Origin of the sequence: Elioraea rosea, assembly GCF_007644105.1 — a bacterium.
Lineage (GTDB): Bacteria > Pseudomonadota > Alphaproteobacteria > Acetobacterales > Acetobacteraceae > Elioraea_A > Elioraea_A rosea.
Genome location: NZ_VFAC01000008.1, coordinates 35,565 through 61,234 on the forward strand (window position 1 = coordinate 35,565; position 25,670 = coordinate 61,234).

21 protein-coding genes are annotated in these 25,670 nt (G+C 68.8%); 4 read left to right on the forward strand and 17 right to left on the reverse strand.

Going from position 1 to position 25,670, the window contains the following annotated elements:
• Nucleotides 1–19 precede the first annotated feature (19 nt).
• The gene (locus tag FIF60_RS07630; protein WP_144185468.1) at nucleotides 20–673 is read left to right on the forward strand and encodes a TetR/AcrR family transcriptional regulator C-terminal domain-containing protein; all 654 of its coding nucleotides are present in this window, start codon (nucleotides 20–22) and stop codon (nucleotides 671–673) included.
• Here FIF60_RS07630 and FIF60_RS07635 read toward each other — a convergent pair.
• From FIF60_RS07635 to FIF60_RS07665, 7 genes are all read right to left on the reverse strand, one after another.
• Complete coding sequence (locus FIF60_RS07635; protein WP_144185469.1) at nucleotides 665–1,849, reverse strand: aminotransferase class V-fold PLP-dependent enzyme; 1,185 nt, start codon at nucleotides 1,847–1,849, stop codon at nucleotides 665–667. The two genes, FIF60_RS07630 and FIF60_RS07635, sit on opposite strands and share 9 nt — an antisense overlap.
• Entirely contained in the window at nucleotides 1,846–2,823 is a 978-nt protein-coding gene (locus FIF60_RS07640) for an ABC transporter ATP-binding protein (RefSeq protein ID WP_144185470.1), read from the reverse strand. Before FIF60_RS07640 ends, FIF60_RS07635 begins: the two co-directional genes overlap by 4 nt.
• Nucleotides 2,820–3,809: an ABC transporter ATP-binding protein gene (locus FIF60_RS07645; RefSeq protein ID WP_144185471.1), complete on the reverse strand. Its 990-nt coding sequence runs from the start codon at nucleotides 3,807–3,809 to the stop codon at nucleotides 2,820–2,822. Before FIF60_RS07645 ends, FIF60_RS07640 begins: the two co-directional genes overlap by 4 nt.
• Nucleotides 3,809–4,705 carry an ABC transporter permease gene (locus FIF60_RS07650; RefSeq protein WP_144185472.1) on the reverse strand — a complete coding sequence of 299 codons (897 nt, stop codon included), beginning with the start codon at nucleotides 4,703–4,705 and terminating at the stop codon, nucleotides 3,809–3,811. Before FIF60_RS07650 ends, FIF60_RS07645 begins: the two co-directional genes overlap by 1 nt.
• On the reverse strand, nucleotides 4,705–5,646 hold the full coding sequence (locus FIF60_RS07655) for an ABC transporter permease (RefSeq protein ID WP_144185473.1): 942 nt from the start codon (nucleotides 5,644–5,646) through the stop codon (nucleotides 4,705–4,707). Before FIF60_RS07655 ends, FIF60_RS07650 begins: the two co-directional genes overlap by 1 nt.
• Nucleotides 5,647–5,719: 73 nt before the next feature.
• Entirely contained in the window at nucleotides 5,720–7,315 is a 1,596-nt protein-coding gene (locus FIF60_RS07660; protein ID WP_144185474.1) for an ABC transporter substrate-binding protein, read from the reverse strand.
• A 32-nt stretch (nucleotides 7,316–7,347) separates the two neighbouring features.
• Nucleotides 7,348–8,832, reverse strand: coding sequence for a M81 family metallopeptidase (locus FIF60_RS07665; protein WP_144185475.1), 1,485 nt, complete (start codon nucleotides 8,830–8,832; stop codon nucleotides 7,348–7,350).
• Nucleotides 8,833–8,972: 140 nt separating this feature from the next.
• On the opposite strand from FIF60_RS07665, the gene FIF60_RS07670 reads away from it, so the two are divergent.
• Complete coding sequence (locus FIF60_RS07670; RefSeq protein WP_144185476.1) at nucleotides 8,973–9,971, forward strand: succinylglutamate desuccinylase/aspartoacylase domain-containing protein; 999 nt, start codon at nucleotides 8,973–8,975, stop codon at nucleotides 9,969–9,971.
• A gap of 43 nt (nucleotides 9,972–10,014) precedes the next feature.
• Here the strand turns inward: FIF60_RS07670 and FIF60_RS07675 are convergent, their stop codons facing one another.
• The 6 genes from FIF60_RS07675 to FIF60_RS07700 all read right to left on the reverse strand — a co-directional run bounded on the left by FIF60_RS07675 (nucleotide 10,015) and on the right by FIF60_RS07700 (nucleotide 17,171).
• Nucleotides 10,015–10,989, reverse strand: a complete 975-nt coding sequence (locus FIF60_RS07675; RefSeq protein ID WP_144185477.1) for an ABC transporter ATP-binding protein — start codon at nucleotides 10,987–10,989, stop codon at nucleotides 10,015–10,017.
• Between the two features lie 8 nt (nucleotides 10,990–10,997).
• Entirely contained in the window at nucleotides 10,998–12,002 is a 1,005-nt protein-coding gene (locus FIF60_RS07680; protein WP_144185553.1) for an ABC transporter ATP-binding protein, read from the reverse strand.
• A gap of 8 nt (nucleotides 12,003–12,010) precedes the next feature.
• Entirely contained in the window at nucleotides 12,011–12,883 is an 873-nt protein-coding gene (locus FIF60_RS07685) for an ABC transporter permease (RefSeq protein ID WP_239451540.1), read from the reverse strand.
• Between the two features lie 25 nt (nucleotides 12,884–12,908).
• The gene (locus FIF60_RS07690; RefSeq protein ID WP_144185479.1) at nucleotides 12,909–13,868 is read right to left on the reverse strand and encodes an ABC transporter permease; all 960 of its coding nucleotides are present in this window, start codon (nucleotides 13,866–13,868) and stop codon (nucleotides 12,909–12,911) included.
• Nucleotides 13,869–13,955: 87 nt separating this feature from the next.
• On the reverse strand, nucleotides 13,956–15,749 hold the full coding sequence (locus FIF60_RS07695; RefSeq protein WP_144185480.1) for a peptide ABC transporter substrate-binding protein: 1,794 nt from the start codon (nucleotides 15,747–15,749) through the stop codon (nucleotides 13,956–13,958).
• A gap of 207 nt (nucleotides 15,750–15,956) precedes the next feature.
• The gene (locus FIF60_RS07700) at nucleotides 15,957–17,171 is read right to left on the reverse strand and encodes a M20 aminoacylase family protein (RefSeq protein WP_239451541.1); all 1,215 of its coding nucleotides are present in this window, start codon (nucleotides 17,169–17,171) and stop codon (nucleotides 15,957–15,959) included.
• Between the two features lie 116 nt (nucleotides 17,172–17,287).
• Between FIF60_RS07700 and FIF60_RS07705 the strand changes: the two genes are divergently transcribed.
• Entirely contained in the window at nucleotides 17,288–18,358 is a 1,071-nt protein-coding gene (locus FIF60_RS07705; protein ID WP_158639110.1) for an META domain-containing protein, read from the forward strand.
• Nucleotides 18,359–18,368: 10 nt separating this feature from the next.
• Here FIF60_RS07705 and FIF60_RS07710 read toward each other — a convergent pair whose 3' ends face one another.
• From FIF60_RS07710 to ugpE, 4 genes are all read right to left on the reverse strand, one after another.
• On the reverse strand, nucleotides 18,369–19,775 hold the full coding sequence (locus FIF60_RS07710; RefSeq protein ID WP_144185482.1) for an amidase: 1,407 nt from the start codon (nucleotides 19,773–19,775) through the stop codon (nucleotides 18,369–18,371).
• Entirely contained in the window at nucleotides 19,772–20,242 is a 471-nt protein-coding gene (locus tag FIF60_RS07715; protein WP_144185483.1) for a hypothetical protein, read from the reverse strand. The genes FIF60_RS07710 and FIF60_RS07715 overlap by 4 nt, the downstream gene beginning before the upstream one ends.
• Nucleotides 20,243–20,427: 185 nt before the next feature.
• Nucleotides 20,428–21,558, reverse strand: coding sequence for a sn-glycerol-3-phosphate ABC transporter ATP-binding protein UgpC (gene ugpC / locus FIF60_RS07720; protein ID WP_144185484.1), 1,131 nt, complete (start codon nucleotides 21,556–21,558; stop codon nucleotides 20,428–20,430).
• A 10-nt stretch (nucleotides 21,559–21,568) separates the two neighbouring features.
• Nucleotides 21,569–22,471 (reverse strand): sn-glycerol-3-phosphate ABC transporter permease UgpE, encoded by a 903-nt coding sequence (ugpE, locus tag FIF60_RS07725; RefSeq protein WP_144185485.1) that lies wholly within the window; start codon nucleotides 22,469–22,471, stop codon nucleotides 21,569–21,571.
• Nucleotides 22,472–22,761: 290 nt separating this feature from the next.
• Between ugpE and FIF60_RS07730 the strand changes: the two genes are divergently transcribed.
• Complete coding sequence (locus FIF60_RS07730) at nucleotides 22,762–25,665, forward strand: FG-GAP repeat domain-containing protein (RefSeq protein WP_144185486.1); 2,904 nt, start codon at nucleotides 22,762–22,764, stop codon at nucleotides 25,663–25,665.
• The last annotated feature ends 5 nt before the right edge of the window (nucleotides 25,666–25,670 follow it).

Genomic DNA, 25,670 nt, shown 5'->3' on the forward strand with positions numbered 1-25,670 from the left:
CTTTTTTTGTGGGGCGCGAATGACGTCACGGCCGGCCCGGGCCCCTGGCGGGCTCGCCGCCTACCAGGCTCGCGTGGTGGCTGAAAAGCGGCGCGCGATCCTCGATGCCGCCGCCGCGGCCTTCCTCCAGTCAGGCTATGACGGCACGACCCTAGAGGCCGTCGCGCGCCGGGCCGGGGTCTCTACCGGCACGCTGTTCAAGCGCTTCCCGACGAAGGCGGCGCTGTTCGAGGCGATCATGGAGCGGATCTGGGAGGCGGGGCCCGACGCGCCGGCTTCGCCGTTGGCCTCGACCCTCCCGGTGCGCGAGGCCCTGCGGGGCATAGGGCGCGACTATGCGCGGCTGCTGCGCGCGCCTGGGGTCGAGGGGCTGTTCCGCGTGATCGTCGCGGAGGTCAATCGCTTTCCCGAACTCGGTCGCGCCCTCTACGAACGCGGCAAGAAGCCCTATCTCGATCGCCTCCACGTCCAGCTCCAGGCCGCCGCGGCCGATGGCGCCGTATCGATCGCGGACATCCCGCTGGCTGCACGGCAGCTTCTCGGCATGATCAATGACCTGATCTTCTGGCCGCGCCTGCTCGTGAAGGATCTCCCGGTGACGGACGAGGATGTCGCGCGCGTCGTCGACGAGGCGGTGGAGACGTTCCTTGCTCGATACGGACGTTCAGCCTGAGGCGCAGGCCGCGCGGATCGCTGCCGCGAGCGTCGTATCGTCCTCCGGCTGAAGCGACTGGGGATCGACCAGGAGCACGCCTTCCGCCACGCGCCGCTCGCCGACATGCACCGGCGGGTCCTGCGAGAGAAGGGCCGCGACGGCTGAGGCCGCACGCGTCGGAGGCTCGAGCGCAACCACGAGAACCGGCGCGCGCCCGCTGTGCGAGAGCGTGGCGCGCACCGAGTTCAGGCCGTCGAGCCGCGCGGCGATCGCGCGAAGCCGTGCCTCGAGCGCGGCCGTCTCCGCCGCCTCGTCGGCCGAGGCGAAGCGTTCGAGCGCGACGAGCAGGCCGATGATCTCCTCCTTGCCCGCCTTGAAGCCGCGGCCGATGCCGTGCGGCGGCGCCGCTCCCTTGATGATCGGCCGAAGCAGCGGCGGCGGCGTCCAGGCCTCGGCGCGGATGTCCATGTCGAGCTGCTGCGCGAGCGCCGAGCCCACGAGGTCGGCCCGGCCCGCGAGGATGCCGGAGGCCTGCGGACCGCCGATCGCCTTGCCGCCGGAGAAGCACACCAGATCGGCCCCCATCGCGACGAGGCGGCGGAGGTTCTCGCGCGGCGGAAGCTGCGCTGCCGCGTCGACGATGACCGGCAGGCCGCGCGCCCGGCAATGCGCGGCGATCGCGGGCAGGGAGGCGATCGTCTCCGGCGTTGCGGTGAAGGCGAAGGCCGCCGTGCGCGGCGTGATCGCGGCGTCGATCTCCCACGGCTCGAGCCCACGTACGCCCGCCCCCGTGCCGCGATCGTTGTGCCCGAGATCGACCAGCCTTGCACCGGCGGCGGCGAGCGCGTGCGAATACATCGTCCGATGCGTGCGCGGCAGCAGGATCTCGTTCGGGAACGCGTCGGCGAAGGGCAGCGCCGCCATGCGCGCGAAATCGTCGCCGGCGAGGCAGGCGGCAGCGGCGAGAGTGAGCGCGGCCGCCGCGCCGGTGGTGACCATTGCCGCCTCGCTTCCGAGCGTCGCGGCGATGCGGTCGCTCGCCACCTGCTGAAGCGAGGCGATGTCGAGCGAGAGCCCGGCGGCCTCCGCCATCGCCGAGGCGACCTCCGGCGCCATCGGACGGCCGCCGAGGCGCGTGAGCGTACCGGCCGCGTTGATGCGGCGGGTGAGGCCGAAGCGCGCGAGAACGCTCATGCCGGCTGGTCGAGCAGGTGGCAGGCCGCACGGCGGCCGGGCGCGATCTCCTTCAGCAGCGGAACCTCTTCGCGGCAACGGCCGAACACGAAGGGGCAGCGCGTGTGGAAGCGGCAGCCGGGGGGCGGGTTCAGCGGGCTCGGCACGTCGCCCTCGATCACGAGCTTCTCCCGTCTGGCCCGCGGGTCTGGCACAGGCGCGGCAGCGATCAGCGCTTTCGTGTAGGGATGCGCGGGCTCGGCGAGGACATCGTCCTTCGGCCCGATCTCGACGATGTGGCCGAGATACATCACCGCGATTCGGTGGCCGATATGTTCCACGACCGCAAGATCATGGCTGACGAATAGGAAGGCGAGGCCGAACTCCTCCTGCAGGTCCATCAGCAGGTTCAGCACCTGCGCCTGCACCGACACGTCGAGCGCCGAGACCGGCTCGTCGGCGACGATCAGCTCGGGCCGGAGCGCGAGCGCGCGGGCGATGCCGATCCGCTGGCGCTGGCCGCCCGAGAACTCGAACGGATAGCGGCCGGCCGCCTCGGGGCGGAGGCCCACCTTGGCGAGGATGGCGCCAACGCGCTCGTTCCGCTCTGCGGTGCCCAGGTTCTCGAAGTTCTCGAGCGGCTCTCCGACGATCTGTCCGACGCGAAGCCGTGGGTTCAGCGAGGCGTAGGGGTCCTGGAACACCATCTGGACCTTGCGCCGATAGGGCGCCATCTCGCTTTCCGATAGCGTGGTGATGTCGGTTCCGCCGAGGCGGATCGCGCCCGATGTCGGCTCCGTCAGGCGCAGCACGAGCCGCGCGACGGTGGACTTGCCGCAGCCCGATTCGCCGACGAGGCAGAGCGTCTCGCCCGGTGCGATGTCGAAATCGACGCCGTCGACCGCGCGCACCCAGGCGACCGCGCGGCGGAGGATGCCCCGCTCGACCGGGAAGTGCTTGGTGAGCCCCTCGACGGAAAGAACCGGCGCCGTCATGCCGCTTCTCCGGCCTTCCAGCAGGCCGCCTGGTGGGCGGTCAGATGTTCGGTGAGCGGTGGCGCCTCCGCGCGGCAGTGATCGTCAGCCAGGGGACAACGCGGAGCGAACGCGCAGCCGATCACCGGCTTGCGCAGATCGGGCACCAGCCCGGGGATTTCCGTCAGCCGCTTCTGCCGGGCAGCGGCCCCGAGGCGGGGGATCGAGGACATCAGGCCGCGCGTGTAGGGGTGCAGCGGCCGGTCGAACAGCTCCGTCACCTCCGCCATCTCGACGATGCGGCCTGCATACATCACGATCACGCGCTGGCACGTCTCGGCCACAACCGGGAGCGCATGGGTGATCAGCATCACCGCAGCGCCCGTGCGCTCCTTCAGCTCGAGCATCAGCTTCAGGATCTGCGCCTGGACCGTGACATCGAGCGCCGTCGTCGGCTCGTCGGCGATCAGGAGCTTGGGGTTGCAGGAGAGCGCCATCGCGATCATCACGCGCTGGCGCATGCCGCCCGAGAACTGGTGAGGGTAGTCACCGAGCCTGCGCCTGGCATCGGAGATGCGCACGAGCGCGAGCATCTCCTCCGCGCGCGCGAGCGCATCGGCCGCGGAGGCGCCCTGGTGGATGCGCACCGCTTCGGCGATCTGCTCGCCGATGGTGAGCACCGGGTTGAGGCTCGTCATGGGCTCCTGGAAGATCATCGCGATGCGGTTGCCGCGGATGTCGCGCATCGCGCCGATGTCGAGGCCGAGCAGGTCCTCGCCCTCGAGCAGCACCCGCCCACCGACGATTCGCCCGATGCGCTGCGGCAGGAGACGCAGGATCGACAGCGCGGTGACGCTCTTGCCGCACCCCGATTCCCCGACGATGCCGAGCGTTTCTCCCGCGTTGACGGTGAAGCTCACGCCATCAACCGCACGCGTCACGCCATCGACCGTGAAAAAATGCGTGCGCAGGTCCTCGACGGAGAGGAGCGGGGCGGCGGCGTCCATCACCGCATGCGTCTCGCGAGCCGCGGGTCGAGCCTGTCGCGCAGACCATCGCCCACGAGGTTGATCGCAAGCACAACGATGGCAAGGCACGCGCCGGGGAAGAATACCGTCCACGGCGCACGGGACAGGAACAGACGCGACTGCGCGATCATGTTGCCCCAGGTGGGGATCTCGGGCGGCACGCCGGCGCCGAGGAAGGAGAGACCGGCTTCGACGAGGATTGCGGACGCGCAAACATAGGTTGCCTGCACGATCAGTGGTGCCAATGTATTGGGCAGGATGTGCCGGAGGATCACCTTCCTCGGTCGCGAACCGACCGAGACTGCGGCATCGATGAAGGGTCGTTCGCGCACCGTAAGGACGACCGCTCGCACGAGCCGCACAACGCGCGGGATTTCAGGCACGGTGATGGCGAAGATCACCACCGGCACACCTCCGCGGGTGAGTGCGACGAGCGCGATGGCGAGCAGGATGCCCGGTATCGCCATCAGCGCATCCATCAACCGCATGATGATCGTATCGAGCGCGCGGTAGTAGCCGGCGGCAAGCCCAACGAAGAGGCCGATCGTGGTGGAGAAGAACGCTACCGCGATGCCGACGAGCAGGGAAACGCGAGCGCCGTAGATGGTGCGCGCGAACACGTCGCGCCCGAGATTATCGGTGCCGAAACGATCCATCGCGCCGGCGACGAAGAGGTTCGTGAGGTCGGGAGGTTGCAACCGGTTCACCGGTGCCACGTGCAGTGGATCGCCGGCGATGAACGGAGCGAGCAGGGCTAGGATCAGCATCACGATGAGCAGCGCACCGCCGATCACGATCGTCGGGTTGCGGCGGATGAACACGCGCGCCCCGCCAGACCTGGGAGCGGCCGCCGCCTCTGCCGCCACGCCCGCCATCAGTACCGGACCCTGGGATCGAAGAACGTATAGGAGATGTCGACGGCGAGGTTCACAAGCACATAGACGCCCGAGAATACCAGGATCACGCCCTGGATGATCGGGTAGTCGCGCCTGGCGATCGCATCGACCACAAGCCGCCCGATGCCGGGAATGTTGAAAACCGTCTCCGTGATCACGACGCCGCCGATCAGCAGCGCCACCCCGATACCGACGATGGTGACGATCGGCACGGCGGCGTTCTTCAAGGCATGCTTCAGCAGCATCGGCCGCGTTGCCACGCCCTTGGCCTCTGCCGTGCGGATATAGTCCTCCGCCAGAACCTCCAGCATGGTGGTGCGGGTGATGCGCGCGATCAGCGCGACATAGGCGAGCCCGAGCGCGATCGAGGGCAGGATCAGCCGTTCGAACCAGGGCCACAGCCCGTCCGCGATCGGGCGGTAGCCTTGCACCGGCAGCCAACGCAGCTGGATCGCGAACACGAACACGAGCAGGTAGCCGACCACGAACACCGGCACCGAGAAGCCCGTGACGGCAACGCCCATCACTGCGCGATCAAGCCCCGATCCCGCCTTCCAGGCTGCGAGCACGCCGAGGGTGATCGAGATCGTCACCGCCAGGATCAGCGTCGTGATGGCGAGCGAGATGGTCGGTTCCGCGCGCTGGAGGATCAGCTCCGCCACAGGGCGGTTCCAGAACAGGGAGTGGCCCAGATCGCCCTGAAGCACATGGCCGATCCAGATCGCGAACTGCTCCCACAGCGGCCGGTTGAGCCCGAGGGCGGCGCGGATCGAGGCGATCTGGTCGGACGTCGCGTTGTCGCCGGCGATCACGCTCGCCGGATCGCCGGGTGCCAGATGGACGAGCAGGAAAACGATGACTGCAACGAGCAGCATCACCGGAATGGTCGCGACCAGGCGGCGGATGATGTAGGCGATCATCCGCCGCGGCCATCACACAGGAAAACCCCTTCCCGCGCACGAACGGGAAGGGGGCACGACACGGAACAGCGCATCAGGTCTTGCGGACGTTCCAGAACGGCACGCAGCCCGGTGTCGCGATCCAGCCTGTGACGTTGCGGCGATGCGCCACGGGCTGCTTCCACTGCCCGTAATAGACGGTCGGAACGAAATTCCACGCGTTCTCCTGCATCTCGCGCGCGATCCTCTGCCGCGAGGCGAGGTCGGGAGCGGAGACCCAGGCGTTGCGCAACTGCTCGTGCTTCTCGTCGGACGGCCAGCCGAACCAGCCGCGCTCGCCTGTCGCTGCGTGCGCCGCGGCCCAGATCGGGTTGGACGACGAGAGGCCGTCGGCTGAAGTGATGAAGATGTTCCACCCGCCCTGGTCGGGGGCGGCCTTCACCGCGCGCCGCTGCACCACGCCTGACCAGTCCATCGGCACGACCTGGATGTTGAAGCCGATGCCGCGGAGCTCCTGCGCAAGGATCTGGGCGGTGTTGTTCATGTAGACGATGCTGGTCGCCTGCAGCAGCGTCACCGGCTCGCCGTTGTAGCCGCTCTCGCGCAGCAGCTGGCGTGCCCTTTCAGGGTTTGGCCCGTTCTTGAACCAGTCTGTATTCGCATCGTTCTCCATCGGCGTGCCGCAAGTGAGGTAGGCGCCGCACTTCTGGTAGAAGCGCGGGTCGACGAACGTCGCCTTCATGTGGTTCTCCTGGTTCACGGCCCAGAGAACCGCCTGCCGCGCCTTCGCGTTGTTGAACGGCGGGTGCAGGAAGTTGAGCCGGATCCAGCCGACATCGCCGAGGGGGCTGCGGGGCGCGAGCATGATGTCGCGGTCACGCTCGAGTTCGGGCACGCTGTCGAGTGACGGCGTCTCGACATAGTCGACCTCACCGGCCTGAAGCGCGGCGATCGCCGTCTGCGCATCCGGGACGTTCTGGATGATCACGCGGTCGACATGCGCCACCTTGCCGCCCGCGATCCAGGATGCGGGCTCGCTGCGGGGGCGGTAGGCGGGATTCTTGTCGTAGACATACTGCGTGCCAGGGCGCGTCTCACGCTCATTCATGATGAACGGGCCGGAGCCGACCGTGGTCTCGATCTTCTGCATCGGGTCGGTCAACGCTTCCTTCTCGCGCATCATGAAGCAGAACGGGGTCGAAGTTTTCGCCATGGCATCGAGCGCGATGCCATAGGGCTCCTTGAACTTGATGATGATGGTGCGTGCATCGCCGGGCGATACGTCGGCCACGCGCTCCATCATGTGCTGGCCAGCACCGTCACGCACTGCCCAACGGCGGATGGAGGCGACACAGTCGCGCGACGTGACGTCCGTACCATCGGACCATTTGAGCCCTTCGCGCAGCTCCATGGTCAGCGTGAGCTTGTCGTCGGAGAAGCCGTGGCGGCCGATCATCTGGGGCTGCGCCGTCACCTTCTCGTCAATGCCGAAGAGGGTGTCGTAGACGAGTGCGCCGTGGTTTGCGGCCATGTTGGCCGTCGTCCAGATCGGGTCGAAGGTGGGAATATCGCCGTGCAGGATGGCGCGCACGGTACGGTTGGCCGGCGGCGCCGGCTGCGCGCGCACGATGGCCGGTGCGGCGGCAACGGCGGCAGCGCCGCCCATCAAGGCCCTGCGTGTCGTCTTCATCGTGCTGTCTCCCTTTCCGGTTCCTGCGTGGCCTAGAGGATGAGGCCCGGTTGCGTCACCTCGTCGAGCGGCCAGATCGGCCGTGCGACCTTGGTGTACGGAAGCTTGCGATAGTCGCGCGAGAGCGGTCCATCGCTGTCGACGTAGATCACCTTCGACGCGATCGGCCCGAACGCGCCCATGAAATGGTTCGTCGACTTCACGACGATGATCTTCCGCTCCGTCGGCTCGATGCCGAGATTGCGGAAGATCTCGAGCCCGAGCGCCTGCGTGCGGTTCGTGATCAAGACGACCTCGACGCCGCCGACCTTGATCGCGGCGCAATCGCCGAGCGGAACCTTGGTCGGCCCGAAGCTCTGCCAGGCATCGCGCACGAGCTTCGTCACCGTCACCGTCGCGTCGATCGGCTGGCCGGAGCTCGGCGCGATCTTGCCGCCGAAGCGAAGCGGGAAGCTCGCTCCCTCGCCCGCGTCGAAGCAGAGCCGCACCGCGACCGGGTCCCAGATCGGCGCGAGCGCCGCGCTCTCGGCCTTCGTCTCGATCAGGTGGCGGAGGATCGTCGTGTTGTCGGTCGGCGCGCCGCCACCGGCGTTGTCGGCCGGGTCCGCCACCACCACGGGGGCGCCGTTATGCGCCCGCGCCGCGGCGATGCCCCCCTCGACCGTCTGGTAGTCGGGGATGGTCTTGCCCCGCATCGAGACGAACTCCTCACCGATCGCTGTCGCGACCGCATCGGCCTTCGCCTTGTCATTGTCGGTGATGACGAGGATGCGCCCCGTCAGCTCCTCGACATCGGCGTAGGGGAAACAGTGCCCGATCGAGATCGAGAGGATGCCGTCCTTGCCCTCCATCGCCTTCACCTTGTCGACGAAGGCGCGCATCAGCGGCAGCGTGGTGGGGTAGGAGCTGATCTGCCGGCAGTCATAGACCGAGGTGACGGGCTTGATCTCGCCGCGCAGCGTGCGCAGCACAAGCGTCAGGACTTCCTCGGCGCGCTCGGCCACGTCGGTGTGCGGGAACTCCTTGTAGAGAATGGTGATGTCGGCCGCCTTCACGCGCTTCTTCGTCAGGTGGCAGTGCGGATCGAGCTCGACGCCGATGACCACCTGGGGCCCGACGATCTCGCGCACGCGCGAGATGATGTCGCCCTCGACGTCATCGTAGCCATGCGCGACCATCGCGCCGTGCAGCCCGAGCAGCACGCCGTCCAACGGCCCGTCGCCCGACGAATGGGCAGCCGTCAGCTGGCCCAAGATCTCGTCGCGCATCATCTCGTAGTCCGCGCGGTTCGTCGTGCCGGCGGGGCTTGCCGCGAAGCAGCTTCCCTCGATCAGTGTGAAGCCTTCGGCGGCGGCGCGGCGGCGCGCGACGAACAGAGGGGCGGTGCACATCCGCGGCGCGTCATCGGGGTGCTCGCCGGGGCGCAGGAACACGCTCTCCTTGTACGCCTCGAGGCTCGTCGGCATGGGCGAGAAGGTGTTCGATTCGGTCGCGAGCGTGGCAGTGAACAGACGCACCGTATGCTGCCTCCCAGTCGTTTGCGCGATGAAAGCATCTCTCGGCGCGCCCGGCAACGGCGCTCGCGCGCACGACCCACCTTGCCGCACCGTGCCAACCGGCGGAGGATACGCCACCGAGACAGTTGCGGGGGAAGCGCATGCAAAGCCGGACACGGATCTGGACCGAGGTCGACTACGAGCGCGACGGCAAGCAGGTGGACTGGCTGCACCTGCCGCATTCCGTCACCCGCTCCGCCTACGGCACGATCGCCATTCCCGTCGCCGTCGTGAAGAACGGCGAGGGGCCGACGGCTCTGTTCACCGCCGGCAACCACGGCGACGAGTATGAGGGCCAGGTCGCCATCTGCAACCTGATCCGCGAGCTGCGTGCCGAAACGATCCGTGGCCGTGTCATCATGATCCCGGCGCTGAACCTGCCGGCCGCGCTCGCCGGCACGCGCGTCTCGCCGATCGATGGCGGCAACCTGAACCGCTCCTTCCCCGGCTCACCCGACGGAACGGTGACGCAGCAGATCGCCCATTATGTCGACAGCGTGCTGTTCCCGATGGCGGATCTGTTCCACGACTTCCACTCGGGCGGCGGCTCCCTCGCCTACCTCCCCTTCGCCTCGACGCATGAGGGGCCGGACAAGGAGGTGAATGCCCGCGGAATGGCAGCCCTCAGGAACTTCGCGGCCCCCGTGTCGCTTCACTGGCGCCAGGGGGCGGACCCGCGCTACTCGCCCGGTGCCGCGATGAAGCGCGGCGTCGCGGCGCTGGGCGGGGAGTTCGGCGGCGGCGGCTCGCTGAACCGCGCTGGCCTCGCCTTCGCCGAGGAGGGGCTCATCCGACACCTCCGCTTCCTTGGAATCCTGCCTGGCGGGGCGCCGGAGCCGAGGCCGACGCGCATGATGGAGGTGCCTGACCAGGCCTGCTTCGTCTACGCGCCCGATGCCGGCGTGTTCGAACCGGCGACGGAGATCGGCGACGGGGTTCGCAAGGGGGACCTCTGCGGCCGGGTGCACTTCGTCGACGATCCCGCGCGCCCGCCCGTGTCGGTGTTCTTCAAGCGGGACGGCATCGTCGTCTGCCAGCGCCACCCGGCGCGCTGCGAGAGGGGCGATTGCGTCGCCCATCTCGCGCTCGACGTCGACTGAGGGAGGCGCTGCGTCGCGGGGGTGGCGCTGCCGCCCCGCGGCGCTAGCCCCGCAGATGGCAGGCCACCCAATGCCCTGGCCGCGCCTCGCGCAGCGGCGGGTCCACCTCCGTGCAGGGGCTCGCCTTGGCGATGGGGCAGCGCGTGTGGAAATGGCAGCCCTTCGGCGGGTTCAGCGGGTTCGGCACGTCGCCCTGCAGCATGATGCGCTTGCGCTTCACCGTCGGGTCGGGGATCGGCACGGCGGAGAGAAGCGCCTCGGTGTAGGGGTGAAGCGGCGTCGTGTAGAGGTCGTGCGACGTCGCGTTCTCGACGATGCGGCCGAGATACATCACCGCGACGCGGTCGGAGATGTGCTCCACCACCGAGAGGTCATGCGCGATGAAGAGGTAGGTCAGGCCGAACTTGGCCTGCAGGTCCTCGAGCAGGTTCACCACCTGCGCCTGGATGGAGACATCGAGCGCGGAGACCGGTTCGTCGCAGATCACCAGCTTGGGCGAGACGGCGAGCGCGCGCGCGATGCCGATGCGCTGGCGCTGGCCGCCCGAGAACTCGTGCGGGAAGCGGCGCATCTGGTCGGGCCTGAGGCCGACCGTCTCGAGCAGCTCGACCACCCGCTCCTCGATCGCGCGCCGGCCTTGCGCGAGGCCGTGGATCACGAGCGCCTCGCCGATGATCGAGCCAACCGTCATGCGCGGGTTCAGCGACGCATAGGGGTCCTGGAAGATGATCTGCATGTCGCGCCGCAGCGCAACCATCTCCTGGTGGCCGAGCCCGGTGATGTCGCGTCCTTCGAACCACACCTCCCCGGCCGTCGGCTCGATGAGCCTCAGGATCAGCCGCCCCGTCGTCGACTTGCCGCAGCCGGACTCGCCGACGAGGCCGAGCGTCTGGCTCCTGCCGAGATCGAAGCTGACGCCGCTGACGGCATGCACTTCCGCGACGGTGCGCCGAAGCAGGCCGCCCTTCACAGGGAAGCGCTTCACCAGGTTCCTTACGCTGAGAAGCGCATCGCTCATCGTTTCCATCACAGGATGCAGGCGACCTTGTGTCCGGGGGACACTTCGCGCAGCGGCGGCTGCGCGTCGAGGCATTCGGGCATCACGAAGCGGCAGCGCGCGGCGAAGCGGCAGCCCTTGGGCGGGTCGAGCAGGCTCGGCACCGAACCGGGGATCGCCTCGAGCCTGACCTTGTGCGTCGCGGCCGTGTCGATGCGCGGGATGGAGCGGATCAGCCCCTGCGTATAGGGGTGCCGCGGGTTTGCGAAGAGCTCGCCCACTGGCGCCTCCTCCGCCACCTTGCCGGCATACATCACAACGACCCGCTGCGCCGTCTCCGCCACCACGCCCATGGCATGGGTGATCAGCATCACCGCCATGCCGAGACGCTCCTTCATCTCGACCATGATCTCGAGGATCTGCGCCTGGATGGTCACGTCGAGCGCCGTCGTCGGCTCGTCGGCGATCAGCAGCTTCGGCGAGCAGGAGAGCGCCATCGCGATCATCACGCGCTGGCGCATGCCGCCCGAGAACTGGTGCGGATAGTCATTCACGCGGCGTGACGGGTTCGGGATGTGCACGAGCTTCAGCATCTCGGCCGCGCGGTCCATCGCCGCGCGCTTGCCCAGGCCCTCGTGCAGCCTCAGCGTCTCGGCGATCTGCTCGCCGACGGTGTAGACCGGGTTGAGCGAGGTCATCGGCTCCTGGAAGACGATGCCGATCTCCTTCGAGCGGATCGAGCGCATCTCCGCAGGGGTGAGCGGAACGATGTCGCGCCCCTGCCAGTGGATGGTGCCGTCGACGATCTTGCCCGGCGGCATCGCGATGAGCTTCAGCACCGTCATCGCCGTGACGGTCTTGCCGCAGCCGCTCTCGCCGACGACGCCGAGCGTCTCGCCACGGTCGACGCCGAGGGAGACACCGTCGACGGCACGCACCCAGCCGTCATCGGTGCGGAAATGCACCTTGAGGTTCGCGATCTCGAGCAGCCTCCGCGCCGTCGCGGCTGCACCGGTGTCGCGCTCGGCGGTCATCCCCTCGGTCACAGCACCCTCCTCGGGTCGAGCGCGTCGCGCAGCCCGTCGCCGACGAAGTTGATGGTCAGCACCGTGAGGAAGATCGCCCCGCCGGGGAACAGCGCCCAGTGCGGCGCGAAGTCGAGATGGTCGCGCGCATCGAACAACAGCCGCCCCCAGGTCGGGATATCGGGCGGAAAACCGAGGCCGAGAAAAGAGAGGGTGCTCTCGGCGATGATCGCTGCCGCAACGTCGATCGTGCCGGCGACGATCACCGGGCCGAGCGCGTTGGGCAGGATGTGGCGGATGACAAGCCGCGGCGTCGAAGCGCCAAGAGCGCGCGCGGCTTCGACGAACTCCTTCTCGCGGAGCGAGAAGAACTGCGCCCGCACCAGCCGCGCGACAGGCATCCAGCCGAAGCTTCCGATCACCAGCACGATCAGGATGAACACGCCCATCTCGGGGCCCACCCATTCGCGCAGCGTGTCGCGGAACAGGTAGATGATCAGCAGAAGCAGCGGCAGTTGCGGCAGCGAGAGGAACAGGTCGGTCAGCCACATCAGCGCGGCATCGACGCTGCCGCGGGATATGCCTGCCACGGCACCAACGAGTATGCCCACGAACACGGCGACCGCCATGGCCGCGAAGCCGACGGCAAGCGAGATCCGCCCGCCATAGAGCATGCGCGCGAGCAGATCCTGCCCGAGATCGTCGGTGCCGAACGGATGCGCCCAGGAGGGGCCCTCCAGCGTCGCGGAGAAGTCGATCTCGTCGATCGCCACGGTCCAGAAGAGCGGGCCGAACAGGACTGCGAGAACCACGACAGAGAGCACCACGGCGCTCGCCACCGCGAGCCGGTGCTTGCGAAAGCGCCGCCAGGCCTCGAGCCCGGGCGACACCGGCTTGCGCGCGGGCGCGCCCGCGCTAGCGGTAGGAGATGCGAGGGTCGAGCCAGCCATAGAGCACGTCGGCCAGGAGGTTGAAGAGGATGACGAGGATCGAGACGACGAAGGTCACGGCCATGATCACGGGCGTGTCGTTGGCGAGGATCGCGGTGATCAGAAGCGAGCCGATGCCCGGCACGCGGAAGATCTGCTCCGTCACGATCGCGCCGCCGAACACGGCGGGCATCGACAGCGCGACGAGCGTGACGACCGGGATGAGCGCGTTCCGCATGACATGCTTGATGGTGATGACGCGCTCGGCAAGCCCCTTCGCGCGGGCTGTCGTGACGTAGTCGAGGCGGATCACGTCGAGCACGGCCGAGCGCACGAAGCGGGTCCAGGCAGCGCCCTGGAACAGCCCGAGCACGGCGATGGGCATGATCGACTGCTTCACATGCTCCCAGAACCAAGGGAGGCCGCTGCCGGGAATGTCGGAGCGGTACACGAAGGGAAGCCAGTCGAGATAGATCGAGAAGAACAGGATGAACAGGATGCCCGTGAAGAACGTCGGCAGCGAGAAGCCGATGAAGGCCAGGGTGTTGGCGATCTGATCGAAGATCGAATAGGGCCGCGTCGCTGCGTAGACACCCACGGGAAGCGCGATCATCAGCGCAAGGATCTGCGAGGAGCCGATGACGATCAGTGTCGTCGGCAGGCGCTGCAGGATTAGGTCGTCGACATCGATGCGGCTGACGAAGGAATAACCCCAGTCACCCCGCAACATGGCGAACAGCCAGTTGAAGTAGCGGACGTGCACCGGATCATCGAGGCCGAGCGAGGCGCGCAGCGCGGCGCGCACGTCCGGCGGCACGGCGGGGTTAGTCGCGAGTTCCTCGAACGGGTCGCCTGGTGCGAGGGCGAGCACCGTGAACAGGATGACGCTGATCCCGAGCAGGCTCGGGATCGCGATCAACAGCCGGCGGAGGACGTACTGCGTCACGGAACGGGATGGGTCATGCGCTGTGCGCTGTCTCCGAACGCAAAGGACGCCGGCCCTGCGGCCGACGTCCCTGCATTGCTTCCTGCCTCAGGCGGTACGGTGCCAGTTGTAGAGGAAGGCGATCGTGCTGTCCCAGCCGCTCAGCGGCGAGACGAGGGTGTTCAGGCTGGCGCTGACGAGCGGGCGGCGCACCACCGGGATGACGACGTGGTTGCCGACCACGAGGTCGTTCATCTTGATGAACAGCGCGGCGCGCTTGACCGGATCGAGCTCGCCCTCCGCGGCACGGAAGGCCGCGTCATACTCCTCGTTCCGCCAGCGGACGATATTGCGGCCCTGCCACTTGTTCTCCTGGCTCGAGATCTCCCAGGAGACGTACTGGTTCATGAAGAGCTGCGGGTCGGCCTGCGTCATCGTCGTGGTGTACATCTGGATGTCGGACCAGAACTTGGTATAGGTGTCCGGGTTCGCGACGTCCGAGGAGAAGAACACCGAAGCGGTGACCGACTTCAGCTCGATGTCGATGCCGCAGCGCGAGGCCGCCTGCTTGATCACCGCCTGCGTCTTCTGGCGCGGGGCGTTGATCGAGGTCTGGAACACGTAGCGGAGGCGGACATTGCCCTTGGCACGGATGCCGTCACGCCCCCTCGCCCAGCCGGCGCGATCGAGGATCTCGTTCGCCTTGGCGATGCTGAACTCCCACTTCATGTTCTCGGAGCGGAAGCGCGGCGGGTTGTTGAGGAAGTTCGACGCCGCCGGGCCGCCACGGCCGTAGATGTGATCCTCGATCGACTTCTTGTCGACGAGGAGCGACAGCGCCTCGCGCACCGCAGGGTCGGTCAGAGACGGGTGGGTCGACTTGATCGAGGCACGCTCACCCTCGACCTCGTTCCACGGGTCGGTCTGGTTGAGCATGATGAACTCGATGTTGCCGCCCTCGACGACGTTCACACGGCCGCGGTTTGCCGCCTCGAGGCGCTTGAGGATCTCGTCCTCGACCTGGAGGTTCCAGGCATAGTCGTATTCGCCCGTCTGCAGCACGGCACGCGCGGCCGACACCGCGTCGCCGCCGCCCTTGATCTCCATGCTGTCGAAGAACGGCCGGTTCGGCATGTAGTAGCTCGTGTTCGCCGTGCCGCGAACGATGTCGCCAGGCGCGAAGCTCTCGAACCGGTAGGGACCGGTGCCGACGGGGCGCAGGTTCGCAGGCGCGTCGCGCGAGGTGCCGCCCACGTAGTCCTTGAACAGGTGGCGCGGGATGAGCATGCCGCGCGTGGCGACGAAGGCGTCCGCCCAGAACGGCGTCGGGCGCGCGAACTCGACGCGCACGGTGAAGTCGTCGACCTTGCGCACCTCGATGTCGCGATAGCTGCCGATCGAGACGGCGGCCGTGGCCGGGTTCCGCGCGTATTCCCAGTTGAACACGACGTCATCGGCGCTGAACTGCTCGCCGTCGTGCCACTTCACGTCGCGGCGCAGCTTCCAGGTCACCGAACGGCCATCCTCGGCGAGGGTCCGGTTCTCGACCGAGGGAATCTCGGCCGCCAGCAGCGGCACAAGGGTTCCGTCGGGCGCCCAGTTGGCGAGCGGCTCGTAGAAGATGCGGCTCGCATCCTGGTTCGTCGTGCCGGTCGCGAAATGCGGGTTCAGCAGCGTCGAGGCCTGCCAGTAGAGGATCTTGAGCTGGCCGCCGCCACGCTGCGTCGGCGTATAGGCGGGAAGCGACTGCGACGCGGCCGGTGCGGCGCCCGCGATGGCGAGAAGCTGCGTCGCCATCGGCGCCGTTAGGCCGACCGCCGCCATGCGCCGGATGAACCCGCGCCGCGACAGCGCACCACGCTTCACGCGCCCGATAAGCTGGCGAAGATCGTCTTCGGTCATTGTCGTCTCCCGTTCGAGCCCCCATGGAACCGGCAGGGTGCGCGCATCCCGTGCGCGGCTTCCGAGCCCGTCCCTTTGCGCGGATGCTACAGCACGATTGCGCCCCGCGGCACTCCCCTTTTGGCGCCGTCTCGCATTTCGAGACGAGCCGGACGATCGGCGCGCGACCCCGTCTCGCGCGCCCCCGTCGGCCTGAGGCGGTGCCTGTCAGTCCTTCTGCAACCCGAGCTCGTGCTCGACGAGCCCAACCCAGTAGGCAACGCCGAGCGGAATGATCTCGTCATTGAAGTCGAAATGCGGCGTGTGCAGGTTGGCCGAGCTGCCCTCCGGCCCCGTGCCGCCGCCGATGAACATGAAGTTCCCCGGTCGGGCCTCGAGCATCAGCGAGAAATCCTCCGCCCCCGTCACGGGGGTGAGGTTGAGGTTCACGTTCGCCGCGCCCGCAAGGCCCGTGGCGACGGCGGCGGCGACATCGGTCTGCTCGGCGTGGTTGACGGTCGCCGGAACGCCGCGGCGGTACTCCACCTCGGCCGTGCAGCCATGCGCGGCGGCGAAGCCCTGCGCGAGCTCGCCGATGCGGCGCTCGAGAAGGTCGCGGATGCGCGGGCTGTAGCTTCGCGAGGTGCCCGTGATCACGAGCTCTGCCGGCATCACGTTCGGCGACAGGGCCGAGCCGCCGTTGATCGAGCCGACGCTGAGCACGGCGGAATCGAGCGCAGGAACGTTCCGCCCCACGATCGTCTGCAGCGCCAGAACGAAATGCGCCTGAACGATGGTGATGTCGGTCGCGAGGTGGGGGGTCGAGCCGCCATGGCCGCCGGTGCCGCGGAACGTCACCGAGAACCGGTCGGCCGCGGCGAGCGTCGGGCCCTTGCGGGTGGCGAAGTGCCCGGCCGGGATCGTCGGCTTGTTGTGCAGGCCATAGATCGCGTCGCAGGGGAAGCGCTCGAAAAGCCCGTCCTCGAGCATCGCCTTCGCGCCGCCCCTTCCTTCCTCGGCAGGCTGGAAGATCAGGTGCACGGTGCCTGCGAAGTCGCGGTGCCGGGAGAGCCAGCGCGCGGCGCCGAGCAGCATCGTCGTGTGCCCGTCATGGCCGCAGGCATGCATCACCCCAGGCGTCGTCGACGCCCAGGGCTTGCCCGTCTGCTCGGCGATCTGCAGCGCGTCCATGTCCGCCCTCAGCCCGATAGCGCGCTGCCCAGGCCTCGTTCCCTTGATCGTGCCGACCACGCCGAGCTTGCCCACGCCTTCGGTCACGTCCACGCCCCATTCGCGGAGCTTCGCGGCCACGAGCGCAGAGGTGCGGTGCTCCTCCATGCCCATCTCCGGGTGGGCATGGATGTCGCGCCGGATGGCGGCAAGTTCGTCGGCAAAGGTGGCGACGCCCTCGACGACGGGGTTCTGCATGCGGTCTGTCTCCATGGGGAAGGATCCGTGACACCACCATGCGACAGAGTGCGGCGCTTGGCGAGGGAGGGCGGGGGCGTGCAGTGTTGCCGGCGTGCGTTGGCGCACCATTCGAGCCAAGGGGTGACCGCATGATGCTTCGCTGCCTCGTCGCCTGCGCGATCGCGCTCTCCCTCGCCGACGCGCGCGGCGCCGGCGCCTCGACCCCAGCCCCCGAACCGAGGATGGGTGCGCATGGGCTCATGCTCCCCGGAACCTTGGCCGGCGACCTGCCCGCCGCAACCGGGCCGGGTATCCGCCACGAGCTCGATCTCTGGCCCGACCAGCTCTTCCAGCTGCGCCGCACTTGGCTCAGCGCGCGGCGGAGCGAGGACATGCTCGGCCGCTGGCACCTCGACCCGGACCGAAGGGCGATCATCCTCGAGGGGGGTGCGAGCCCCGCGCCGCAGTTCGAGGTGCTCGGCAATGGCAATCTCCGCCTGCTCGACCACCAGGGGCAGCGCATCGAAAGCCAGCTTCCCTATACGCTCGAGCGGCAGGACCGGTTTGTGCCCTTCGAGCCCCGCCTGGCCTTACGCGGGATGTTCCTCTACTTCGCAGATGCGGCGCGCTTCACCGAATGCCGTTCGGGCCGGTCCTGGCCGGTCGCGATGGAGGGTGCGTTCCTCGGCCTCCAGCGCGCGTATCTCGAGGCACGCCCCGCGCCTCAGGTGCCCGTGCTCGCCGAGATCGAGGCGACGATCGCGCAGCGGCCGCGCATGGAAGGGGGCGGCACCGAGGCGGCGGTGATCGTCGAACGGCTCGTCCGTCTCGTGCCCGGCGAGGCGTGCGACCGCCCCGCCGCCCGGCCCGGCCTGCGGAACACGGCCTGGCGCATCGCGAGCCTCGGCGGAGCCGCGATCGGGGCGGACCAGGGCAGGCGCGAACCCTATCTTCTGCTCTCGGGCGCCGCCCCTCGCTTCTCGGCGACGGTCGGCTGCAACCAGATGATCGGCGGCTTCGAGACGTCCGGCGACACGCTCCGCTTCCGGCCCGGCCCCTCGACGATGATGGCCTGCCCGCCGCCGCTCGATGCGCAGGAGCGGACGCTCGCGGCCACGCTGACCGACACGGCCTCGTACAGGATCGACGGCACGCGGCTGACGCTACTCGACGCTGACGGGCGGGCGCTCTCGACGCTCGAGGCCGCCTACCTGCCCTGATCACCGACCGTCAGATCGCAGGGCGGCGCGAGCGGCTTCCCGAAGCCTCTTCGACGGCATGGCCGACCGCGAGCACGGTCGCGTCGCCGAAAGGCGGGCCGATGATCTGCAGCCCGAGCGGCAGCCCGTTCGGCGCGAAGCCGCTGCACACGGACATGGCCGGCCCGCCCGACACGTTGGCCGGCGCCGAGTAGGTCGGCCGCGACAGACCCTCGTCCAGCGTCTGGTCGGCAAGCCGCGGCGCGGGGCCGGGCGTCGAGGCGGTCACCAGGACATCGAAGCGGGAGAACAGAGCGTTGAGCTCGGCCGCGAGCGCGCGGCGGTGGCGTTGCGCCTGGATGTAGTCTGCCGCCCGCATCACCCCGCCCGCCATCACGCGAACGCGGAAGGCGCGGCTGTAGGCTTCGGGCCGCGCGATCAGGTCCGCCTCGTGCAGCGCATAGGCCTCGCCCGAGATGATCAGCCTGTTCGCGGCATTGAAGCTGATCAGCGGCGGGCAATCGGCGGTCGCCACCGTGCAGCCGAGATCCTTCAGCAGGCGCTCTGCGTCCTCCATCTGCTCGAGGACTTCGGCGGTGGCGGGAAGGTCGGTCTCGTAGAAGCGACGGATGATGCCGACGCGCAGACCCTTCACGCCCCGCTTCGCCGCCACACCGTAGCCGCCGGGCGGCGGCGTCGAGGGAACCGAGGCCGGGTCGGCCGGGTCGTGGCCGGCGATCGCATCGAGCAGGAGCGCGCAGTCCTCCGCCGTCCAGGCCATCGGGCCTGCCGTGTCCAGGCTCGGCGAGAGGGGAATGACGCCTCGGCGGCTGACGAGCCCGGCCGTCGGCTTGATGCCTGCGATACCGCAATAGGCGGCAGGAAAGCGGATCGACCCGCCTGTGTCGGAGCCGAGGCCGCCGAGCGCGAGCCCCGCAGCGACCGCCGCGCCGGTGCCGGAGGATGAGCCGCCGGTGAAGCGCTCCGTATCCCAGGGGTTACGGGCGGGCGGCCAGGGCAGGTCGAAGGCTGGGCCGCCGATGGCGAATTCATGGGTGGCGAGCTTGCCGAGCATCACCGCCCCGGCCTCGCCGAGCCGGCGGACGGTCTCGGCATCCTCCGCCGGGACATTGTTCTCGAGGATGCGGGAATGCGCCGTCGTGCGCACGCCGGCGGTGTCGTAGATGTCCTTGTAGGCGAGCGGGATGCCGTGCAGCGGCCCCTTCAGCGCCCCCTGCATGGCCGCCTTCTCGGCTGCCCGCGCGGTTGAAATCGCCGTCTGGGCGGTGACGAGGAGATAGGCATCGAGGCTCGGGTTCACCCGCTCGATCCGGTCCAGCAGCGCACGGGCGAGATCGACCGGCGAGAGCCGCCGCGCGCGGATCATTCCGGCCGCGTCGGCGATCGTCAGGTGGTGCAGGACGTCGGCAGACCTCATCGGCGGCGTGCCTGCCGCGCGGGCGCCTTGGCTGCCTTGGGCCTGGCCTTGCCTGCTGGCTTCGCTGCGGGCTTCGGTTTGGCCTTGGCCGCGGCGGCTTTCGGCTTGGCCTTGGCCGCCCTGGCGGGGCCTGTGGGGGCGGGCTTGGCGGCCGGGCTGCGCGGGCTGGGCTTCGCCGGCTCCGGCGAGGCGGGGGACGGCAGAGGGGGGAGGAACACGAAGGCCGGCTCATCGGAGAGCTTCCGTTCGCGCGGCAGCTTGGCCGCGAGCGTCACGAGATGCTGGAAAGAGACGGCAAGGTCGGCCTTCTGGCCGGCATTGAGGGTCAGCCCCGCGCGGCGGATCATCAGGTCCACCTCGTCGCGGGTGACCGTCGGCGGAGGGGGGCGAATCGCGGCCTGGGTGGCCGGCGCCTGGTCTGGCGGAGGCGGCTCGCCGCGCGGGGCGGAACGGGCCGGGCGGCTCACGGGGCCACCGGCCCTGGCGGGAGAGGCGCGCACCGGGCGCCGAAGGCTGGTTCCGAACCCCTCGATGCCCTCATCCCGTGCTCGCCGCCTCGCGCCCGCATGCCTCGTGCCAGCAACTGCCTCAACACCCGGGCCGAACGCACATCCCTGCCGGGACTCGCAGCCGGGCGGAACGGCCCGGAGTGTTACCGATCGGCGCCGGCGTTTGCAACGGAGGCCGCGGCGTCCGGCCGGCGGAGCACGGACACGCCATCGGCCCGATGCCCGGTCGCCGCGTCGAACACATGCACGAGCAGGGGCGGCAGGCCGATCGGCAGGACCGCGCCGGAGAGCGGCGAGGCGCCTGTCATCCGCACCGTGAGCTCCTCGCCCGAGGGCAGCATCCCGTGCACAAGGCTTTCCGCCCCAAGCGGCTCGACGAGGTCGACGCGGAGATCGACATGCCCCTCCCCGCCCGTCGCGACATGCTCTGGCCGGATGCCGATGGTGAGCTTCGCTCCCTCGGGCAGCGCCCGCTTGCCATCGATGAAGGGAATGGTTGGGCCGGCCTTGAGGATGGCCGCCTCGCCGCCGGGGGCCAGCGTTGCCTCGAGAAAGTTCATCGCCGGCGCGCCGATGAAGCCCGCGACGAAGATGTTCGCCGGGCGCGACCACACCTCCATCGGCGAGGCGACCTGCTCGGCCTTCCCCTCGTGCATCACCACGAGCCTGTCGCCCAGCGTCATCGCCTCGACCTGGTCATGCGTGACGTAGAGCGAGGTGACGCCGAGGCGGCGCTGCAGGCGCTTGATCTCGGCCCGCATCGCCACGCGAAGCTTGGCGTCGAGATTCGACAGGGGCTCGTCGAACAGGAAGAGCTTGGGCTCGCGCACGATCGCCCGTCCCATCGCCACGCGCTGGCGCTGCCCGCCCGAGAGCTGCCTTGGCCGCCGCTCGAGCAGGGCCGCGAGGCCGAGCAGGTCGGCCGCCTCCTGAACGCGCCGGGCGATCTCCGGCTTGGGCAGGCCGCGGATCTTGAGCCCGTAGGCCATGTTGTCGAACACGCTCATGTGCGGATAGAGCGCGTAGTTCTGGAACACCATCGCGATGTCGCGGTCCTTCGGCTCGAGCCGCGTGACATCTGCGCCGTCGATCAGGATGCGTCCCGCGGTGGCCGTCTCGAGGCCGGCGACGATGCGGAGCAGCGTCGACTTGCCGCAGCCCGAGGCCCCGACGATGACGATCATCTCGCCCTCGCCCACGGCGAGGTCGATCCCGTGCAGGACCTTCGTCGCCCCGAACTCCTTGCGCACGCCCTCGATGGTCAGCGTCGCCATCGGCGTCCCCCTACTTCTCTGTCTCGACGAGGCCCTTCACGAACCAGCGCTGCATCAGGATGACGACCGCGACGGGCGGCAAGAGCGCCATCACCGTCGTCGCCATCACGATGTGCCATTCGATGTTGGCCTCGGAATTGATCATCTTCACGATGCCGACAACGATCGTCTCGATCTCGCCGCCGGTGGTGATCAGCAGTGGCCAGAGATACTGGTTCCAGCCATAGATGAAGAGGATGACGAACAGCGCGGCGATGTTGGTGCGCGACAGCGGCACCACGACGTCGACGAAGAACCGCATCGGGCCCGCCCCGTCCATCTTCGCCGCCTCGACGAGCTCGTCGGGGATGGTCATGAAGAACTGGCGGAACAGGAGCGTCGCGGTGGCCGATGCGATCAGCGGGATGATCAGCCCGGCATAGGTGTTGATCAGTCCGAGATCGGAGACGACCTTGAAGGTCGGGAAGATGCGCACCTCGACCGGCAGCATCAGGGTGATGAAGATCGCCCAGAAGGCCAGCATCCGGCCGGGGAAGCGGAAGAACACCACCGCATAGGCCGAGAGCAGCGACACGGCGATCTTGCCCACCGCGATGGCGAGCGCCATCACGAAGCTGTTCAGCATCATGGTCGAGACGGGCACGGCCATGCTCTTCGCCGCCCCCGTGCCCCAGGCCTCGGCGTAGTTCGCGAGACCCTGGTTGCCCGGCAGCAGCGGCACCTCGCCGCGGCCGATCGTGCCCGGGTCGTGCGTCGAGCCGGCGATCACGATCCACACAGGCAGGAAGAAGAGCAGCACGCCGAGGATCAGGATGGCGTGGGTGATCCAGTCCATCCGCCGCCGCGCGGCATCGGCCGCCTGCGCGGCGGCCTCCGCGCGGGCGAGATTGGTAGCCGTTACGGGCGCGTGCATGGCGGCCAGCCCCTCCGGTCCCCGACCCAGTCGAACCCGAACCCACGCATTCCGACGTCCTGCCCCACCCCGTGCCGCCTCGGCCGAGGCGCTTTCCTGCCGTTCCGCCTTGCGCGGCGCAACGGCTTCCCGCCCCGTTCGTGTTGCGGCGCGATGACATTACACCGGCGCACCAGCCAGCGTCAGGCCCGAGACCGCCCCTCCGAGTGTGGCCTTCCGACTTGCGAAGGATCAATGCTGCGAGGAGCGGCAGGCGCGACGGTGACGCTCCGGAAGAGGGAGCGATCGCCATGGCACTGAAGGTCTCGTTCGGGCAGGGCGGCAAGCCAACCCAATGGTACCTGCCAGGCACCACCACGGCGCTGCTCCCTGCCGGCCCGCCAGGCGGGCAGGCACCGGTCGCGGATGCACTGACCGATGGCCCCCACGCTCCGGGCTGGGACGACACGCCTCTGTTCGGCGGGCTCGTGGAAGCCGACACGACCGGCGGCACGGCGCACAGCTTCGACGTGGTCGGCGGCTGGAACAGCGTGAAGAACGCCTTCGCGCAGTCCGACCAGGCAGAGGAGCTCCGCTTCGACGGGTTCGTGCAGGTCGACATCGATGTCGGGCGCGGCGATGCGGAGGGGGCGTCGATCGTTACGGTCGTCGGCGCCAAGCGCGGCAACATCGTCACCGGCGATGGCAATGACGTCATCCGTGTCGAGATGCTGTCGAACGAGGCGAGCTGGAACAACGAGTTCCGCATCGTCACGGGCGGCGGCGACGACGTGGTGGAGCTCACCGGCCTCGACCGCGACGGCGAGCTTGCCGGCGGCGACACGACCTATGCCGAGTTCGCCAACGGCGCGGGCGGACGCTGGGACGTCTCCGGCGGGATGACGCGAAGCTTCGTCGACCTCGGCGCGGGGAACGACCGCTTCATCGGCCACGGCAGCGACGACACCGTCACGGGTGGGGAAGGCGACGACCTCGCCGATGGCGGCGAGGGCGAGGATGTGTGGACGGTCTCGGGCCTGCGCGACGGCTACGGCATCACGCGCGCGAACGGGCGCTACATCGTCACGGACGTGGACCATACCGCGAACGGCGATGACGGACGCGACGACATCGGTGGATTCGAGAAGCTCCGGTTCGGCGACGGGAGCGAGTTCTCCCTGGAGACGCTCTCGGCGCTTACCCTCTGGAACCGTCTCGGCAACCCAGGGGAAGCGGTGGACAGCGCGCTCGGACCCGACGGCACGCTAGCCGGCGGCACCTTCGTCCAGGGCGTGTTCGGCGGCGCCTGGCGCGTGGCGGCAGAAGATGCGACGACCTATTGGAATGATCCCATCATTCTCAGGACGCTGGCGTTTCCATCCTCGGTGATCAATGCCGCGGCGGGCACGATCGAGTTCTGGGTGCGCCTTGATCGCTTCAGCGGGCCGATCGGCCTTGGCGCGGCACCGGCGCTGTTGGCACAGGTTCCTTTCCCGCCGGCCGACGCTGAGCCGCGCGGCGCCTGGGTTCTCAGCTTCAACGCGAATGACGGCGGCGGCGGTGGCGGGCTGACCGGCGCAGTCGGAAACGCCAACGAGACCGGGACCGTGCCGTCCAACACCTTCCAGACCTACGAGGATGTCCTCGGCGGCACGCCGGGCGATTGGCACCACATCGCGATGAGTTGGAGCAGGAACGGCTTCGGACAGCTGGGCCAGCCGGACCGTGAGGTGATGCTCTTCATCGATGGCGTTGCGTCGTCCACGCATTGGGAGGAGCGCGTGCTCCTCGGCTTCGACGGCAACTGGAACCCGATCTGGGGAACCGGCAACCTCGATCCGCCCTACGTCCCGACCTTCATCCTGGCGCTCGACGGTCCGTCCTGGCCAGCGGGATCGGCGGTGGAGTTCGACAACCTCAAGGTCTGGAGCGTCGCGAAGACCGATTTCAGCGATCGGTTCGACGAGGATGCCGGGGCCGCGCCTCCGGCCGACACCGCGAGCCTCACCTTCGCCGACATCGGCAACGGCGTCGGCGGCTTCCGCATTCTCGGAGACCCCGCGACGATGCCCGGGGGGCTCGATGGCACGCCGATCGGCGACCTAAACGGTGACGGCATCGGCGAGGTGCTGATCACCGGCACGTTCCCTTCCGGCGCGAGCCTCGTCGTCTGGGGCAAGAATGACGGAATCCCCGTCAGCGCCACGGATATCGCCGCTGGCATCGGTGGGTTCGCGATCCTGGTCGGCGGGTCGATCGCTGCCATCGACGATCGGAACGGTGACGGTCTCGACGACATCCTGATCGGGGATCCGGGCTGGAACCTGGCCTACCTCGTCTGGGGCAAGGGCGATGGCGCGCCCGTGACGCGCGAGGACATCCTGAGCGCCGACGGCGGCTTGCCTGTGTTCGGCGGCCAGCCGCTCGACTTTGCGGGCGTTGCCGTCGGCGCCATCGCCGACCTTGGCGGTGACGGGATGGAGGAGCTGATCATCAGCGCCTGGCCGAACCTCGAGTCCTTCCCGACGCCTGGGCTCGTCTACATCGAGGGCGATGGCGGCTTCCGCATCGTCGGCTCGAACATCGGCGATGGCATCATCTACGAGGCCACGCTCGGCGACACGAACGGCGACGGGCGCGCCGACCTCCTCCTCACAGGCAACCACGGCGCCTATGTCGTCTGGGGACGATCGGACGGCGCCGATGTCGGGACGAACGACCTCGCCGCCGGGACGGGCGGCTTCCTCGTGCCCGACGCCAACGGCAGCGGCGGCAGCGGCGACCTCAACGGGGACGGGGTCGCGGAGGTCCTCGTCACGGACGAGGCAAACGCCTACGTCATCTGGGGCAAGCCGGATGGCGCCGCCGTCGCGCTGGACGACATCGCAGCAGGGCTCGGCGGCTTCATGGTGGCAGGCGCCAACGCGCTCGCCACGCTCGGCGCCGACCTGAACGGCGATGGGCTCGACGAGCTGCTCGCCCACGACGAGTCCGCGAGCTACGTGATCTACGGCAAGGGCGACACCGCGGCGGTCAGCCTCGAGGATATCGATGCCGGGATTGGCGGGTTCAGGGTTTTCGGAGAGGGCGCCGCGTTCGTTCCGACAGGCGACATGAACGGGGATGGACTGCCCGAGCTGTTGGCAACGCCCCCGGAGGACGCACTCGCGCCGTCTGCCTATGTCGTCTTCTCGACCCCGGCCTGGCTCGCGTGACGGTG